Source organism: Streptomyces sp. NPDC001980 (assembly GCF_040296885.1).
Taxonomy (GTDB): Bacteria; Actinomycetota; Actinomycetes; order Streptomycetales; family Streptomycetaceae; genus Streptomyces.
Map to the genome: position 1 here is coordinate 57,739 of NZ_JBEOYD010000007.1, position 13,864 is coordinate 71,602.

The following is a 13,864-nucleotide window of genomic DNA, read 5'->3' on the forward strand; positions in this document are numbered from 1 at the left end:
CCGAGGACAATGGTCGGCATGAGTCCGCCGCACCGTGCGGCAGCCGCCGGGGACACCGCCCGGGGGACGGCGAGCACGCCGTCTCCCGGGTTCGACGCGGCCTGGGCGCATCCGCTGCTGGGCCGGATGCTGCGCGACCGCAGCCGCCGACGGCAGCTGGACCGGCGGCATCCGTGGCTGCTCGACACCGCGACGGTGCTGTTCATGGTGCTGGTCAGCCTGCCCGACCTGCTGATGGTCGACCACGGGTCCCCCTTCGGGAACGAGGCCGCCCGGGACACGCTGCCGCCCGGCGTCCTGTACGGCTTCGTCGCCGCGCTGGTCGTACCGCTGTGGTGGCGCCGCCGGGCCCCGGCCGCCGTGTACTTCACGATCCTCGCGGTGAACCTGGCCGAGTGGTCGGCGGGGGTCTGGCTGCGGGCGGGCACCGCCACCCTCATCGCCCTCTACACCCTGGCTCGCAACGGCTCGCTGCGCGTGCTGGGCTGGGCGGTCGGGCTGAGCGTCGGAGCGCTGGCCCTGGGCGTCTACGTCCTGGCGCCCACCGACCATCCGCTGCTCGGCGTCTTCTTCCTGCTGGGCACGATGACCGCGGCGGTCGCCGTCGGCCTGACGGTCCGGATCCGGGGGCTCTACCTGGCGGCCCTGGAGGACCGCGCCCGGCAGCTGGAGATCGAACAGGAGCAGCGGGTACGGCTGACCGCCGCCGCGGAGCGCTCCCGGGTCGCCCGGGAGATGCACGACATCGTCGGCCACAACCTCTCCGTGATGGTCAGCGTCGCCGACGGCGCGGCGGTCCTCGCCGGCAACCGGGGCGAGCGGTCCGCGGAGGCCCTGCGGATCCTCGGCGACACCGGCAGGCAGGCGATGAGCGAACTGCGCCGGGTCCTCGGCGTGCTGCGCGAGGGCGCCGACGAGGAGCGGCCGCTCGCGCCGCAGCCGGGCATCGGGGACCTGGACCCGCTGCTGGCCCGGGTCCGGGCGGCGGGGCTGCCGGTGACGTACCGGACGGTGGGCGACCCGGACGCGCTGGGCGACGGGGTCCAGCTCACCGTCTACCGGATCGTCCAGGAGTCGCTGACCAACACCCTCAAGCACGCGGGGCCCGGCGCGTCCGCCGAGGTGACGGTCGCCGTCGCGCCGGGCGAGGTGCGGGTCCGGGTCGCGGACACCGGCACGGCGCCGGAGCCGGAGCCGTCCGAGGGCACCACCCGCACCACCGGCACCACCGGGCACGGCCTGGTCGGCATCCGGCAGCGGGCCGCGATGTACCGCGGCACGGTCGCCGCCGGGCCGCGGGCGGGCGGCCCCGGCTGGCTGGTCGACGTCGTCCTCGACGTGCCGTCGGCACCGCCCGTACCACCCGCCCCGCCGGCTCCGGGAGAGCAGCTGTGACGACCGTACTCATCGCCGACGACCAGCCCCTGCAGCGGATGGGCGTGCGGATGCTGCTGGAGGGAACCCCCGGTCTGGAGCCGGTCGGCGAGGCGGAGCACGGCGCGGCGGCCGTGCGGCTCGCCGCCGAACTGCGGCCCGACGTCGTCCTCATGGACATCCGGATGCCCGGCATGGACGGCCTGGAGGCGACCCGGCGGATCGTCGCCACCGGCGGCCGCACCCGCGTCCTCATCGTGACCACCTTCGACCTCGACGAATACGCGTACGACGGGCTGCGCGCGGGGGCCAGCGGCTTCCTGCTCAAGGACGCCCGCCCGGAGGAGCTGGTCGCGGGCATCCACGCGGTGGCGAGCGGCGACGCCGTGGTGGCCCCCTCGCTGACCCGGCGTCTCCTGGACGCCTACGCCCACCGGGTCCTGGCGCCCACCGCCCCCGTCGAGGACCCCCGGCTGCGCTCGTTGACCGACCGCGAGCGCGAGGTGCTGGTCGCCATCGGCCGGGGCTGGAACAACACCGAGATCGCCGAGCGCCTCGTCCTCACCGAGTCGACCGTGAAGAAGCACGTCGGCCGGGTCCTCGCCAAGATCGGGGCGCGCGACCGGATCCAGGCCGTGATCACGGCGTACGACGCCGGACTGGTCCGGGCCAAGTAGTCGGACCCCCCTCTCCCGGTGCGGCGGCTCCAGGCGTAGCATGTGAACGAAACAGTTTCGTTCACGGAACGGACCTCGCATGGAGAAGACAGGCACGGTCTCCGTACTCGTCGTCAACGACCAATCCCTCCAACGCCTCGCCCTGCGCATGCTCCTCACCGCCGAGCCCGGGCTGACGGTGGTCGGGGAGGCGGCGGACGGGCACGAGGCGATCCGTGCGAGCGCCGCGCTCCGCCCCGACATCGTTCTCATGGACAGCCAGCCGACCCGGGCGGACGCCATCGACACCATCCGGCGCATCGCCCGCCCCGCCGCCCGGACCCGCACCCCCTCCCCCGGCTTCACCGGCGAGGCGGCGGCCACCTCCCGCGCCCCGCGGGTCCTGATGCTGACCGCGGCCGAGCAGGAGGCGGACGCCTGGGCGGCCCTGCGGGCGGGCGCCGGCGGCTTCCTGCCCAACGACGCCGACCCGGCCGAACTGACCGCGGCGATCCGGGTGGTGGCCGCCGGGGACGCCGTCATCACGCCCGGTCTGACCCGGGCGCTCATCGACGCCGTCCGCCAGCAGCACACCGTCCGCCCCCTCCCCCGCACCTCGGGGCTCGGCACCCTCACCGGGCGCGAACGCGACGTCCTGATCGCGGTCGCCTCCGGCTGGACCAACGCCGAGATCGCGCAGTGGCTGTCCATCGCCCCGACCACCGTGAAGACCCACGTCAGCAACGTCCTCGCGAAGATCGGCGCCCGCGCGCGGGTACAGGCGGTGGCCTTCGCCTACGAGTCGGGGCTGATCCGGCCGGCGGCGTGAGCGGAGCGCCCCCGAAGGGGCGCTGGGGGTACCCCCGGCCGAAGGCTGGGGGAGGAACTGCGCGACCAGCCACGACGGCGCCGCAGACGGCAGACGGCACATCGCGGCAATTCCGACGGAGCGCTCAGAAGCTCTCGCCGCCCAGCGCCTTGAGGAACGCCAACGGGTTCCAGTACTCGCGGTACTTGACGATCTTGCCGTCCTTGAACGTCACGAACGTCGCGTAACTCATGTCGTACGGGTTCCCGTTGGCCAGCACCCGGCCGGTGACGCTCCAGTCGGCGACCGCCGTGTCCGGGTCGTCGGTCGCGTGGACGGTCAGCGACGTGATCCGCTGCACGTCGATGAGGTCGGGGTAGCCCTTCAGGTACTCGTAGACGGCACTCCGGCCTTCCAGCCGGGCGGGGCTGCCCTCGGGGGCGAAGGGGAACTCGACGACGACGTTCTCGTCGCACTGGTCCGCCCAGGCCTTCATGTCCTTGGCGAGGAAGGTGTCGAGGCTGCGCCGCACCAGGTCGGCGGCGGTAAGGGTCTCACTCATGATTCGTCCGTTCCCATCGTGATGCGAGGTGGGCCACCCATTAATGTGGCTAGCCACATAATTACTTGGCTAGCCACATAAGTCAACCGCAGTCGGCGCTTCCGCGGTCACGTGAAGATTCCGCCGCCGTCCACGGTCAGGATCTGGCCGGTCAGCGCCTCGGCGGCGTCGCTCGCCAGGAAGCCGACCGTCGCCGACACGTCCTCGGGCGTCAGCGCGCGGGGCAGCGCCTGCCCGGCCCGCGAGGCCTCGAAGGCGGCGTCCGGCTGGTACGCGGTGGACGCGGTCCGGGTCAGGCCGGGCGCCACCGCGGTCACCGCGATCCCGTGCCGCCCGAGCGAGGCCGCGAGCGACCGGGTGAGGGCGACCAGCGCGCCCTTGCTGGTGACGTACGCGAGGAGGTCCGGGCTCGGCGGCTTCCAGAAGGTGTCGGAGACGATGTGCACGATCCGGCCGAAGCCGCGCTCCCGCATCCCGGGCACGAACGCCTGGGCGAGCAGCACCGCGGACTCGACGTTGACGGCCTGGACCCGGCGCCAGGCGTCCAGGTCCACGGTCTCCACGTCCATCAGGTCGGTGGCGGCGGCCGCGTGCACCAGGACGTCGCACCGCCCGTTCTCGGCCAGTACCCGGCGCGCGGCCGCCCGTACGTCCTCCGCGTCGGCCAGGTCGCAGGCGATGTCACCGGCGCGGTCCAGGACCCGGACGACATGGCCGCGCCCGGTCAGCTCGCGCGCGATGGCGCCGCCGATGGCCCCGGCTCCGCCCACGACGACGGCGACCCTGGGGGTGGTGGGGTTCTCAGGCATCAAGTGCTCCTGATCATGGTGAAGGTGGGAGTGGGAGTGGGGCGAGGGAAGGGGGTCGGCGGCGGACGCGCCGGTGCGGTACGCCGACGGCTGCCCCGCGCCGTCGGCGTACCGCCTTCTTTATTGCTCGCACGAGCAACTGTCTGTCGATGCAAAACCCTGTCAGTCGTGGATGGCGCTGCCCAGGCCGAGGTCCAGCCGGAGGGACTCCACCAGCGAGAAGGCGCTGCTCTCGGTGAAGACGTCGGCGGCGGCGAGGGTGCCGGTGTACTTGGCCGCGACCGGGGCCGCCGCCTGCCGGCAGACCTCGTCGAGCCAGGTCTTGACGACGGCCCAGATGTTGTTCCCGTACTTGGCCGCGTAGACGCCGTAGTCGACGGTCCCGAGGGCCTGCTGGAGCGACGCGGTCAGGTCGTCGATGTACTGCTGGTGCACGGCGACGTCGGCCCGGGTGCCGAGCCGTCCCATGTGACCGGCGATGTGGTGCTTCCACGGGTACGACAGCGCCTTGGCCGGGGCGGCGAGGTAACCCTGGATGTCCTCGCTGTAGTTGAGCGCGCCGAACGGGGCCCAGCCCGGGATGGTGATGTCGACCAGCATCAGAGTGTCGTGGTGCGGGAACCGGATGTAGATGTTGTCCGGCGCGTGGTTGCTGCCGTGGTGCGCGAGTTCGACCCGCTCGCCGCCGACGTGCAGGGTGTAGCGGTCGGCGAAGGTCACGTCGGGAGCGGGCTTGTTCGGGTTGTTGTCGCGCAGCAGCAGCCGGCGGTTCTCCTCGTGCCCGATCCGGACCACGTGGCGGCCGAAGAGCCCGGACGCGCCGACGTGGTCGGAGTGGTGGTGCGTGTGGACGATGTGGGTGACCTTGTTGCTGGTGCCGTTGGCGGCGGCGATCTCGTCGACCGCGCGCTGCAGGTTGTGGCCGATGGTCGGCGGGGCGTCGAACAGCACGACCCCGTCCCGGGTGGTGAGGAAGGCGGCCTGGTAGTCGCCGTCGGTCACCCAGTAGAGATTGCGCTGGACGCGGCCCACGTAGTAGCCCTGGCTGTTCACCGCCGGGCCGAGGGAGCCGGCGGGCACCGGCGCGTAGTCCGGCAGGCCGGCACCGGAGGATCCGGCGGCCGAGGTGCGCGGGGTGGCCGCCGAGGCCGCCGTCGCGGTACCCCCGGCCACCAGGGCCGCGGCCGCGGGCACGGCGGTGGCCGCGGCGACTCTGGCGAGGAACGAACGGCGGTCGGTTCCGGATGCGGAGCTGGATGACATGTCGATTCCCTTCGGAACGGTTCCGGGAAGGCCGGGGCGGTCCGCGCCCCATCGGCTCCCGCCCGGTGCAACGCGCTCACCGTAACCTCGAACAACTTGCCTACGCAAGCAATCTGTTTCGAGAGCCGGAGCGGCCCCGGACAGGCGGCACCCCTGGGCGGCTCGTCGGAGATCCGGCCGTCAACACCCGCTGCGACTAAGGTATTCCCAGCCCCGGAAGCAGCCGGGCAGCGAGTTTCCGCCCCCGCCGCCCGCCCTTGCCCGCCACCGTCCGCCGTCGCCCGCCATCGCCCGCCAGAAGAGGAGCGTCATGCCAGCCGCGAAGCCCGACCCGGTGATGCCTCGACCCAGCCTCGTCGAGCGCGCCCCGGTCAGCTTCGCGCTCTTCGCGCTCTCCCGCGAACTGCACGGCTACGGCGCCGAGCTCCTCCTGAAGCTCGGCCTGCACCCCGGCCAGGAACTGATCCTGATGCGGCTCTTCGACCGGGACGGCCAGACCCAGGCCGAGCTGCAGCAGGCGGTCGGGCTCGACCACTCCACGGTTTCGCGGTCGATCCGCCGCATGGAGGACGCCGGCCTGGTCGCCCGGGCCCGCGCCGAGCACGACCGCCGGGCCTTCATCGTCTCGCTCACCGCCGACGGCGAGGCGCTCCGCGAGCCGCTCGCCGGCCTCTGGACCACCCTCGACCACCTCGCCACCGAGACCCTGCACCGGCTGAAGGGCGCCGACTTCCTCAGCACGGTCGCGGAACTGGAACGCGCCTACGCCACGGCCCGCCGCGGCTGACCGGTCCCGGAAGCAACTCGGGGCGACCCAGAGCGGCTCGGAGCGACCCGGGGCGACTCGGGACGTCCCGCACGCGATCCTGGAAGCGATACGGAAACGGCAAGGAGCCGATCATGACGACCCAGTGGAACGCCGGCGAAGGACACGTCGAGACCACCGCCCGCGGCCGTGCCGTGCTCTCCCAGCCCCGCCTCAACCGGGGCACCGCGTTCACTCCCGAGGAGCGGCGGATGCTGGGCCTGGTGGGCCTGGTGCCGCCGGCGGTGCTGACCCTGGAGCAGCAGGCCGAGCGGGCGTACCAGCAGTACGCGGCACAGCCGACCGACCTGGCCAAGAACGTCAACCTCACCGCGCTGCACGACCGCAACCAGGTGCTCTTCTACCGCCTGCTCTGCGACCACCTCGACGAGATGCTGCCCATCGTCTACACCCCCACCGTCGGCAAGGCGATCCAGCGCTACAGCAACGAGTACCGGCGCCCGGCCGGCGTGTACCTGTCGGTGGACGCCCCGGAGGAGATCGAGGGCGCGCTCACGGCCGCCGGTCTGGGCCCCGACGACGTCGACCTGATCGTCGCCACGGACGGCGAGGCGATCCTCGGCATCGGCGACTGGGGAGTGGGCGGCATCGACATCTCGGTGGGCAAGCTCGCCGTCTACACCGCCGCCGCCGGCATCGACCCGAACCGCACCCTGGCGGTCATGCTGGACGTCGGCACCAACCGCCAGGAGCTCCTCGACAACCCGCTCTACCTCGGCAACCGGCACCCGCGCGTGGACCGGGAGACGTACGACGCCTTCATCGACGCCTACGTCGCCACCGCCCGCCGCCTCTTCCCGCACGCCCTGCTGCACTGGGAGGACTTCGGTCCCGCCAACGCCCGCCGCATCCTGGAGCGTTACCGCCCGACCGAGTTCACCTTCAACGACGACGTGCAGGGCACCGGTGCGGTCAACCTCGCCGCCGTGCTCTCCGGGGTGAAGGCCAGCGGGACCCCACTGCGCGACCACCGGGTCGTGATCTTCGGCGCGGGCACCGCCGGCATCGGCGTCGCCGACCAGTTGCGGGACGCCATGGTCGCCGACGGGCTGACCGCCGAGGAGGCCACCGCCCGCATCTTCGGCGTCGACCGTCACGGCCTGCTCACCGAGGACCAGCAGGACCTGCGCGACTTCCAGGTCCGCTACGCCCGCCCGGCCGCCGAGGTCGCCGACTGGCAGCGGGACGCGAAGGTGGGCGGCATCGCGCTGGCCGAGGTCGTGGCGCGGGTCCGGCCGACGGTCCTGATCGGCACCTCCGGGCAGGGCGGCTCCTTCACCGAGGAGATCGTCCGTACGATGGCCGCCCACGTCGAGCGGCCGATCATCCTGCCGATGTCGAACCCGACGGACCTGGCCGAGGCGGTCCCCGCCGACCTGCTGGCCTGGACCGACGGCCGCGCCCTGATCGCCACCGGCAGCCCGTTCCGCCCGGTCGAGCGGGACGGGGTCCGGTACCTGATCGGGCAGGCCAACAACGCGCTGGTCTTCCCGGGCCTCGGCCTTGGCGCGATCGTCGCCCGGGCCACCCGGGTCACCGACGGCATGCTGGTCGCCGCCGCGCACGCCGTCGCCGGACAGACGGACGCCGACGGCCCCGGCGCGCCGATCCTGCCCCTCACCGACCAGCTGCGCGAGACCTCGGTGGCGGTCGCCGTGGCGGTGGCCCGCGCCGCGGCCGCCGACGGGGTGGCCGGCACGACCGTCGACGACGCCGTCGAGAAGCGGGTCAGGGCCGCCATGTGGCAGCCGGTGTACCCGCCCGTCAAGGCGGTCTGACCGACCGGGAGGCCTGGCGGCCGTCCGAGCAGCCGGGAGGCCACGCGGCCGCCCGGCCTCCCGCACCCTGCCCATGGCCACCCGCCGCTTCGCCGAGCGGGCCGCCGCACTGACCACGGCGGCCTTCGGTCCCCGAGCCAGGGACACCTCAGGACCGCATCCGACGCGGCGAGGTGTCCGTCACGGCGGTCGCGTTCCCGCTCCCCGACGACGCCTCGCGCATTACCGGCGCCCGCCTCGCCGCCCGGGACTTCCCCTCCCGGCGGCCGGGGTGGGCGCCGTGCGTTCCCCGCCCTCTGGGAACGTCGCGTCCGGAGGGTAGACGAGCGGGCCGATGTTGGTCAGAATCTCGACGCAGGCAAAAAATCTGCCCTACATCACGGAGTCGGCCGACCGGAGGCCGACGCCAGTCCCTCGCCGCTCCACGCTGCGAGCCCCCGCGCCCGACGGGAACTCCCGTCATCCGCCCCCGATGCCCCACCCCGCCCGCGTCGGGCTGATCCACCTCCGCGTCAGCAAGGGAGCTCACGACATGCACGCCGCTTCTCCCCGCCCCGCACCACACGATCCCCGGCAACTGCGCCGGGCGGTGACCTCCAGCTTCCTGGGGAGCGTCATCGAGTACTACGACTTCCTGCTGTACTCCACCGCGGCAGCGGTGATCTTCCCCCAGGTCTTCTTCTCCGACCTCAGCCCCACCGCCGGCACCCTCGCCAGCTTCACCACCTTCGCCACCGGCTACCTGGCCAGGCCGCTCGGCGGGATCGTCTTCGGGCACTTCGGGGACCGGCTCGGCCGCAAGCGGATGCTCGTGGTGACGATGTCCCTCATGGGCGTCGCCAGCTTCCTCATCGGCGTCCTGCCGACGTACGGCCAGGCCGGCACGCTGGCCCCGGTCTGCCTGCTGCTCCTGCGCATCGTCCAGGGCGTGGCGGTGGGCGGCGAGTGGGGCGGCGCCGTGCTGCTGTCCGCCGAGCACGCGACCGGACGCCGGCGCGGGCTGTGGGCGAGCTTCACCAACGCCGGCGCCCCCTTCGGCATGGCCGTCTCCACGGTGGCCATGTCGGCGACGTCGGCCGCGGTCGGCGAGGACGCCTTCCTCTCCTGGGGCTGGCGCATCCCGTTCCTGCTCAGTGTGGTGCTGCTGGCCGTCGGCCTGTTCATCCGGTTGCGCGTCTCCGAGACCCCGGTGTTCGCCGAGGCGGAGAAGGAGCAGAAGACGCGGCGGATCCAGGAGTCGCCGCGCCGGTCCCTTCCCCTGTGGGACGTGCTGCGCAACCACCCCCGGGTGCTGCTGCTGGGCATCGGGGTGGGCCTGTCCGCGTTCGTCTTCCAGGGCACGGTGACCACGTACATCATTTCCTACGCGGTCCAGGACGGCTTCTCCCGGCAGACGGTGCTCAACAGCCTGGCGTTCTCGTCCACGCTGGCGGTGTTCGGCATCATCGGCTGGTCGGCGCTGTCCGACCGGCAGGGCAGGCGTCCGGTGGTCATGGCGGGGGCGCTGGCGGTGGGCGCCTTTGCCTTCGCCCTGTTCCCGCTCGTCGACACCGGCAGCACGGGGCTGCTCGTCCTGGCCCTCGTGCTCGGGCAGTCGCTGGTCCACCCGATGATGTACGGCCCGCTCGCCGCGCTGTACACGGAGCTGTTCGCCACCCGGAGCCGCTACACCGGCGCCTCCCTCGGCTACCAGATCGCGGGGCTGGGGGCCGGCTTCGCCCCGCTGATCTTCACCGAGGTACAGGCCGACGCCGGTACCGGGGCGACGCCGCTCATCTCCGCGATCATCGCCGCGTTCTGCCTGGTGACGGTGGTGTGCCTGGCCCTGCTGGGCGAGACCGGCCGCACCGATCTCACCGGCGCGGACTCAGCCGCCGCGGCCCGGCTGCCCGTCGACGGCCGGCCGGAGACCGCCCAGGCATCGTGAGCCGCGGGTGAGGGACGTCCGCCGATCGTCCCTCACCCGCGTCCGGCAGGAGCGGTACCGACGTCCGCGACGTGGCGCGGTGCGCGGGCGGCCTCGTCCGCGGAGGAGGAGGCGAAGGTGAAGGCGCGCGCCGAGGGTCCGTGCGCGCGCAGGTCGGCCAGCCGTTCCAGGGCCTCGCCGGTGGTCGGAAGGTGACCGGCGGGGACCCACCAGAGCACCAGATGCGCCTCGACGTGCCGCTCGAACCACTCGCGCCGGCGCCGCATCACGTCCAGGTGCCCACTGCGGTAGGTGAAGCCCCACAGCGCGTCCTGGGTCTCCCACACCGTCAGGTTGACGATGACGTCCTCGCCCGCCGGGCGCAGGGCGGTGGCGTCGGCCGCCCCGTCCTCCACGAGCCGCCACACGAAGCCGGGCGCGTCGTCGGCAGCGGCGTTGACCGTGTCGAGCATGTCGACGAACGGCGCCATGCGCGGGTCGTCGAGGGGGAAGCGGAGCGTGGCGACATTCAGCTGGGCGAGGTGGACTGCGTGCGCGGATGCGGTCATGGCCTCATACCAGCACGCGCCTCTTTCTATGTCAATCACCGTTGTTTTTAGAGTTCTTCGCCGACGGCCTCCACCACCACGCAGCACTCGCCCGGCCGGGCGGCCATGCGGGCCCGGACCGGGCCGTCGGTGCCGAGCAGGCCCTCCAGCAGCGCGAGGTTCATGCCGCAGACCAGCGGCGGGAAGCGTTCGGCGACGGCGTGGAAGGGGCAGTTGCGCATACGGACGACAGCGGCGGTCGTCGCGGTCGCCCCCTCGGCACCCTCGACGCCCCCTGCGTCCTGCGCACTCCCGGCGGCTTCGAGGTGCGGTTCGTAACCTCGGGCCGCGAGCGTCTCCATGGCTTCTTCGAGGCCGCCGCAGGGTGCCGCCGAGCCGCGCAGGGCCTCGCCGCGGCGGCGGGCGGCCGCGCAGAGCCCGGCGTCCAGCCCCGCGTGCTCGGCGGCTTCGGCGAGCAGTTCGGCGGCGGTGCGGTAGTCGCGGGCGGGCAGCGACACCGCCCGCTCCTCCCGGGCCCGCGTGTACACCTTGGCCGGCCGGCCCGCGCCCGGCCCCGAGCGCCCGGTCAGCCGCCGGCTCCCGGTGTCGAGCAGCCCGGCCTCGGCCAGCCTGTCCAGGTGGTGCGCGGCGAGCGTGCGCGCCACCCCGGTCGCCTCGGCGGCCTCGTTACGGCCGACCTCGCGGCCCTGCGCGGCCACGTATTCGTACAGTCGGCGTCGCACCGGATCCTGCAACGCCGCGATCGCGTCGATGTCGTTCACCCTGCCATTCTAGGAACAACACAGGTTGGAGATAGAACAGGCCGGGCGATGACGGCCCACGCGATGACGGGCAAATGACGGTCCCGATGATGGCCAATTGAGGGATTCGAGGGCTTCACCAGATCCCTTCCCGACCCTAGCGTTGCGACCACGTGAACGGCCTGGCCGTCGGCCGAGCGCGACCGATCGGCGCGCCGGCCACGGCAGTGCTCTGACAGTTTCCTGAACGGAGAGGGCGATGGCGCCCGTGGCGTTGCTGATCGGCGGCCGGAAGCGGACCCGCGGTGCGATGCCGTACGTCCGCCCAGGAGCGGATGCGCATCCCGCCACGCGCCCACCCGTCCCGGAGCGATCCCTGTCGAGCGTGGCCGGGACCGCCTGCCCCTCGCGCCCGGCGACGAATCCCGTCCTCGTCGACGCCGCCCGCGGCGTCGCCGGCCCCCACTGGAACCATCGAAAGGCCACGGCATGACCACCCCACAGCTGAACCGGATCGCCGGCGCGCCCATCTCCTGGGGCGTGTGCGAAGTGCCCGGCTGGGGCTACCAGTTGACGCCCGAGCGGGTGCTGAAGGAGATGCGCGAGGTCGGTCTGGCCGCCACCGAGTTCGGCCCCGACGGCTTCCTGCCCGCCGCCCCCGAGGCGATGGCCCGCGTCCTGGCCGACCACGACCTGCACGCCGTCGGCGGCTTCACCCCGCTCCTGCTGCACGTCCCCGGCCACGACCCGCTGCCCGAGGCGGAACAGCTCCTGGCGAACTACGCCGCCTCCGACGCCGAGGTCCTCGTCCTGTCCGCCATCACCGGCCAGGACGGCTACGACTCCCGCCCCGAACTCGACGCCGACGGCTGGAAACTGCTCCTGTCCAACCTCGACCGGCTCACCGCACTGGCCGCCGAACACGGCGTGCGCGCCGTCCTGCACCCGCACGTCGGCACGATGATCGAGAACGGCGACGAGGTCCGCCGCGTCCTGGAGCACTCCTCGATCTCCCTCTGCCTCGACACCGGCCACCTCCTCATCGGCGGCACCGACCCCGCCGAACTCACCCGCCAGGCCCCCGAACGCATCGCCCACACCCACATGAAGGACGTGGACGCCTCCCTCGCCGCCAAGGTCCAGTCCGGCCGCCTCACCTACACCGACGCCGTCCGCGCCGGCATGTACCGCCCACTGGGCGCCGGCGACGTCGACGTCCAGGCCATCGTCACCCACCTCACCAGCCACGGCTACGACGGCTGGTACGTCCTCGAACAGGACACCATCCTCACCACGGAACCCAAGGAGAAGGGCCCGGTCGAGGACGTGTGGGCCAGCGCCGAACACCTGCGCTCGGTCCTGCGCGGCGCCGTATAGCCCCGCGCGGCCGCGCGGCCGTGCGGTCGGCAGAGGCGGCGAAAGCGGGAGATCCCCGGAAGGCACCAGTGACGAGGCGAGGGACGGCGAGGGAACATGGACACCGAGGATCTGCTGGCGACCTGCTGGACCACGGCCGGTGCCGCCGACCCGGCCGGCGCCGACCAGCGCAGTCCGCTCGGCCTCCGGGAGCGGGCCGAGGCGGCGTCCGCGGCCGGCTTCACGGGTTTCGGGCTGCTGCACGCGGATCTGCTGGTCGCCGAGCGCGAACACGGACTCGCGGGCATCCGGTCGATCTTCGACGACAACGGCCTCGCCCACATCGAACTGGAGGCCCTGGCCGGCTGGTGGGCCGACGGCCCCCGGCGGGCCGCGTCGGACACCGTCCGCCACGACCTGCTGCGGGCCGCCGAGGCGCTCGGCGCCCACCACCTCAAGATCCACGGCGACGTCGAGGACGGCCCGCTGCACCTCGACGCCTGGGCCGAGGAGTTCGCCGCGCTGGCGGCCGAGGCGGATGCCGTGGGCGCCCGGGTCGGGATCGAGTTCCTGCCCTGGTCCAACGTCAAGACCGTCCGCGACGGACTCCGGCTCGTCGAGGCCGCCGGCCACCCGGCGGGCGGTGTCATCATCGACGTCTGGCACACCGAGCGCGCACACACTCCCCCGGCCGAGCTGGCGGACGTACCGCTCTCGCGCATCGTGGGCGTGGAGCTCAACGACGCCGACCGTCAGGTCGTCGGCACCCTCTTCGAGGACACCGTACGGCGGCGCCGCCTGTGCGGCGAAGGCTCCTTCGACCTGCCGGGGATCATCGCCGCACTCCGTACGGCGGGCTGGGCCGGCCCCTGGGGCGTGGAGATCCTGTCGGACGCGCACCGGGCGCTGCCGGTACGGGAGGCGGCCGAAGCGGCCCACCGGACCGCCGCCGCGCTGCTGCGGTAACCGGTCCGGCCGCTGTTGACGAGCCGTGGGTCGGCGTCAGGGCCCACAGGGATGTCGTCCACAGGGATGTCGGCGCTGCGGACGTCGCTCCGCCGGCGGCGCCGCACAAGGCTTTCCGCCGGGCACGGCCGCCGCAACGTCGCCAAGCGGAGGAGCAGCTCGACAAACTCGGTGTCCGCACCGCGCCGATGGTTCGCCCGGTGGAACTTCTGTCAGGCGGTCAACGTCAAGCCATCGCCTTCGCCAGGAGC

At 73.1% G+C, this 13,864-nt stretch carries 13 protein-coding genes; 8 read left to right on the forward strand and 5 right to left on the reverse strand.

The window, feature by feature from the left end:
- Positions 1 to 18: 18 nt before the first annotated feature.
- From ABT137_RS12730 to ABT137_RS12740, 3 genes are all read left to right on the forward strand, one after another.
- Complete coding sequence (locus ABT137_RS12730; protein WP_351706801.1) at positions 19 to 1,395, forward strand: sensor histidine kinase; 1,377 nt, start codon at positions 19 to 21, stop codon at positions 1,393 to 1,395.
- Positions 1,392 to 2,051 (forward strand): response regulator, encoded by a 660-nt coding sequence (locus ABT137_RS12735; RefSeq protein ID WP_351706804.1) that lies wholly within the window; start codon positions 1,392 to 1,394, stop codon positions 2,049 to 2,051. The genes ABT137_RS12730 and ABT137_RS12735 overlap by 4 nt, the downstream gene beginning before the upstream one ends.
- A 79-nt stretch (positions 2,052 to 2,130) precedes the next feature.
- A complete protein-coding gene (locus tag ABT137_RS12740) occupies positions 2,131 to 2,859 on the forward strand; it encodes a LuxR C-terminal-related transcriptional regulator (RefSeq protein WP_351706807.1) in 729 nt (242 codons plus the stop codon).
- 124 nt (positions 2,860 to 2,983) lie between these two features.
- Here the strand turns inward: ABT137_RS12740 and ABT137_RS12745 are convergent, their stop codons facing one another.
- The 3 genes from ABT137_RS12745 to ABT137_RS12755 form a co-directional block, all read right to left on the reverse strand.
- Positions 2,984 to 3,400: a nuclear transport factor 2 family protein gene (locus tag ABT137_RS12745; RefSeq protein ID WP_351706810.1), complete on the reverse strand. Its 417-nt coding sequence runs from the start codon at positions 3,398 to 3,400 to the stop codon at positions 2,984 to 2,986.
- Between the two features lie 107 nt (positions 3,401 to 3,507).
- Positions 3,508 to 4,209, reverse strand: coding sequence for an SDR family NAD(P)-dependent oxidoreductase (locus tag ABT137_RS12750; RefSeq protein ID WP_351706813.1), 702 nt, complete (start codon positions 4,207 to 4,209; stop codon positions 3,508 to 3,510).
- A 162-nt stretch (positions 4,210 to 4,371) separates the two neighbouring features.
- On the reverse strand, positions 4,372 to 5,472 hold the full coding sequence (locus ABT137_RS12755; protein WP_351706816.1) for an MBL fold metallo-hydrolase: 1,101 nt from the start codon (positions 5,470 to 5,472) through the stop codon (positions 4,372 to 4,374).
- 310 nt (positions 5,473 to 5,782) lie between these two features.
- On the opposite strand from ABT137_RS12755, the gene ABT137_RS12760 reads away from it, so the two are divergent.
- From ABT137_RS12760 to ABT137_RS12770, 3 genes are all read left to right on the forward strand, one after another.
- Positions 5,783 to 6,259 carry a MarR family winged helix-turn-helix transcriptional regulator gene (locus ABT137_RS12760; RefSeq protein WP_351706819.1) on the forward strand — a complete coding sequence of 159 codons (477 nt, stop codon included), beginning with the start codon at positions 5,783 to 5,785 and terminating at the stop codon, positions 6,257 to 6,259.
- Positions 6,260 to 6,372: 113 nt separating this feature from the next.
- Entirely contained in the window at positions 6,373 to 8,076 is a 1,704-nt protein-coding gene (locus tag ABT137_RS12765) for an NAD-dependent malic enzyme (protein WP_351706822.1), read from the forward strand.
- Between the two features lie 532 nt (positions 8,077 to 8,608).
- Complete coding sequence (locus ABT137_RS12770; RefSeq protein WP_351706825.1) at positions 8,609 to 10,003, forward strand: MFS transporter; 1,395 nt, start codon at positions 8,609 to 8,611, stop codon at positions 10,001 to 10,003.
- 32 nt (positions 10,004 to 10,035) lie between these two features.
- Here the strand turns inward: ABT137_RS12770 and ABT137_RS12775 are convergent, their stop codons facing one another.
- On the reverse strand, positions 10,036 to 10,551 hold the full coding sequence (locus tag ABT137_RS12775; RefSeq protein WP_351706828.1) for a DUF3291 domain-containing protein: 516 nt from the start codon (positions 10,549 to 10,551) through the stop codon (positions 10,036 to 10,038).
- Positions 10,552 to 10,598: 47 nt separating this feature from the next.
- Complete coding sequence (locus tag ABT137_RS12780; RefSeq protein WP_351706831.1) at positions 10,599 to 11,312, reverse strand: helix-turn-helix transcriptional regulator; 714 nt, start codon at positions 11,310 to 11,312, stop codon at positions 10,599 to 10,601.
- Between the two features lie 468 nt (positions 11,313 to 11,780).
- Here ABT137_RS12780 and ABT137_RS12785 point away from each other — a divergent pair, with 468 nt between their 5' ends.
- Both ABT137_RS12785 and ABT137_RS12790 read left to right on the forward strand, forming a co-directional pair.
- Positions 11,781 to 12,668: a sugar phosphate isomerase/epimerase family protein gene (locus ABT137_RS12785; RefSeq protein WP_351706834.1), complete on the forward strand. Its 888-nt coding sequence runs from the start codon at positions 11,781 to 11,783 to the stop codon at positions 12,666 to 12,668.
- A 96-nt stretch (positions 12,669 to 12,764) separates the two neighbouring features.
- On the forward strand, positions 12,765 to 13,613 hold the full coding sequence (locus ABT137_RS12790; RefSeq protein ID WP_351706837.1) for a sugar phosphate isomerase/epimerase family protein: 849 nt from the start codon (positions 12,765 to 12,767) through the stop codon (positions 13,611 to 13,613).
- Positions 13,614 to 13,864 lie beyond the last annotated feature (251 nt).

What these genes read in the sequence shown, in the direction of transcription:
- ABT137_RS12730 (WP_351706801.1), top strand. Translation starts at nt 19, where the DNA reads ATGAGTCCGCCGCACCGTGCGGCAGCCGCCGGGGACACCGCCCGGGGG.
- ABT137_RS12740 (WP_351706807.1), top strand. Translation starts at nt 2,131, where the DNA reads ATGGAGAAGACAGGCACGGTCTCCGTACTCGTCGTCAACGACCAATCC.
- ABT137_RS12745 (WP_351706810.1), bottom strand. Translation starts at nt 3,400, where the DNA reads ATGAGTGAGACCCTTACCGCCGCCGACCTGGTGCGGCGCAGCCTCGAC.
- ABT137_RS12750 (WP_351706813.1), bottom strand. Translation starts at nt 4,209, where the DNA reads ATGCCTGAGAACCCCACCACCCCCAGGGTCGCCGTCGTCGTGGGCGGA.
- ABT137_RS12755 (WP_351706816.1), bottom strand. Translation starts at nt 5,472, where the DNA reads ATGTCATCCAGCTCCGCATCCGGAACCGACCGCCGTTCGTTCCTCGCC.
- ABT137_RS12760 (WP_351706819.1), top strand. Translation starts at nt 5,783, where the DNA reads ATGCCAGCCGCGAAGCCCGACCCGGTGATGCCTCGACCCAGCCTCGTC.
- ABT137_RS12765 (WP_351706822.1), top strand. Translation starts at nt 6,373, where the DNA reads ATGACGACCCAGTGGAACGCCGGCGAAGGACACGTCGAGACCACCGCC.
- ABT137_RS12770 (WP_351706825.1), top strand. Translation starts at nt 8,609, where the DNA reads ATGCACGCCGCTTCTCCCCGCCCCGCACCACACGATCCCCGGCAACTG.
- ABT137_RS12775 (WP_351706828.1), bottom strand. Translation starts at nt 10,551, where the DNA reads ATGACCGCATCCGCGCACGCAGTCCACCTCGCCCAGCTGAATGTCGCC.
- ABT137_RS12785 (WP_351706834.1), top strand. Translation starts at nt 11,781, where the DNA reads ATGACCACCCCACAGCTGAACCGGATCGCCGGCGCGCCCATCTCCTGG.
- ABT137_RS12790 (WP_351706837.1), top strand. Translation starts at nt 12,765, where the DNA reads ATGGACACCGAGGATCTGCTGGCGACCTGCTGGACCACGGCCGGTGCC.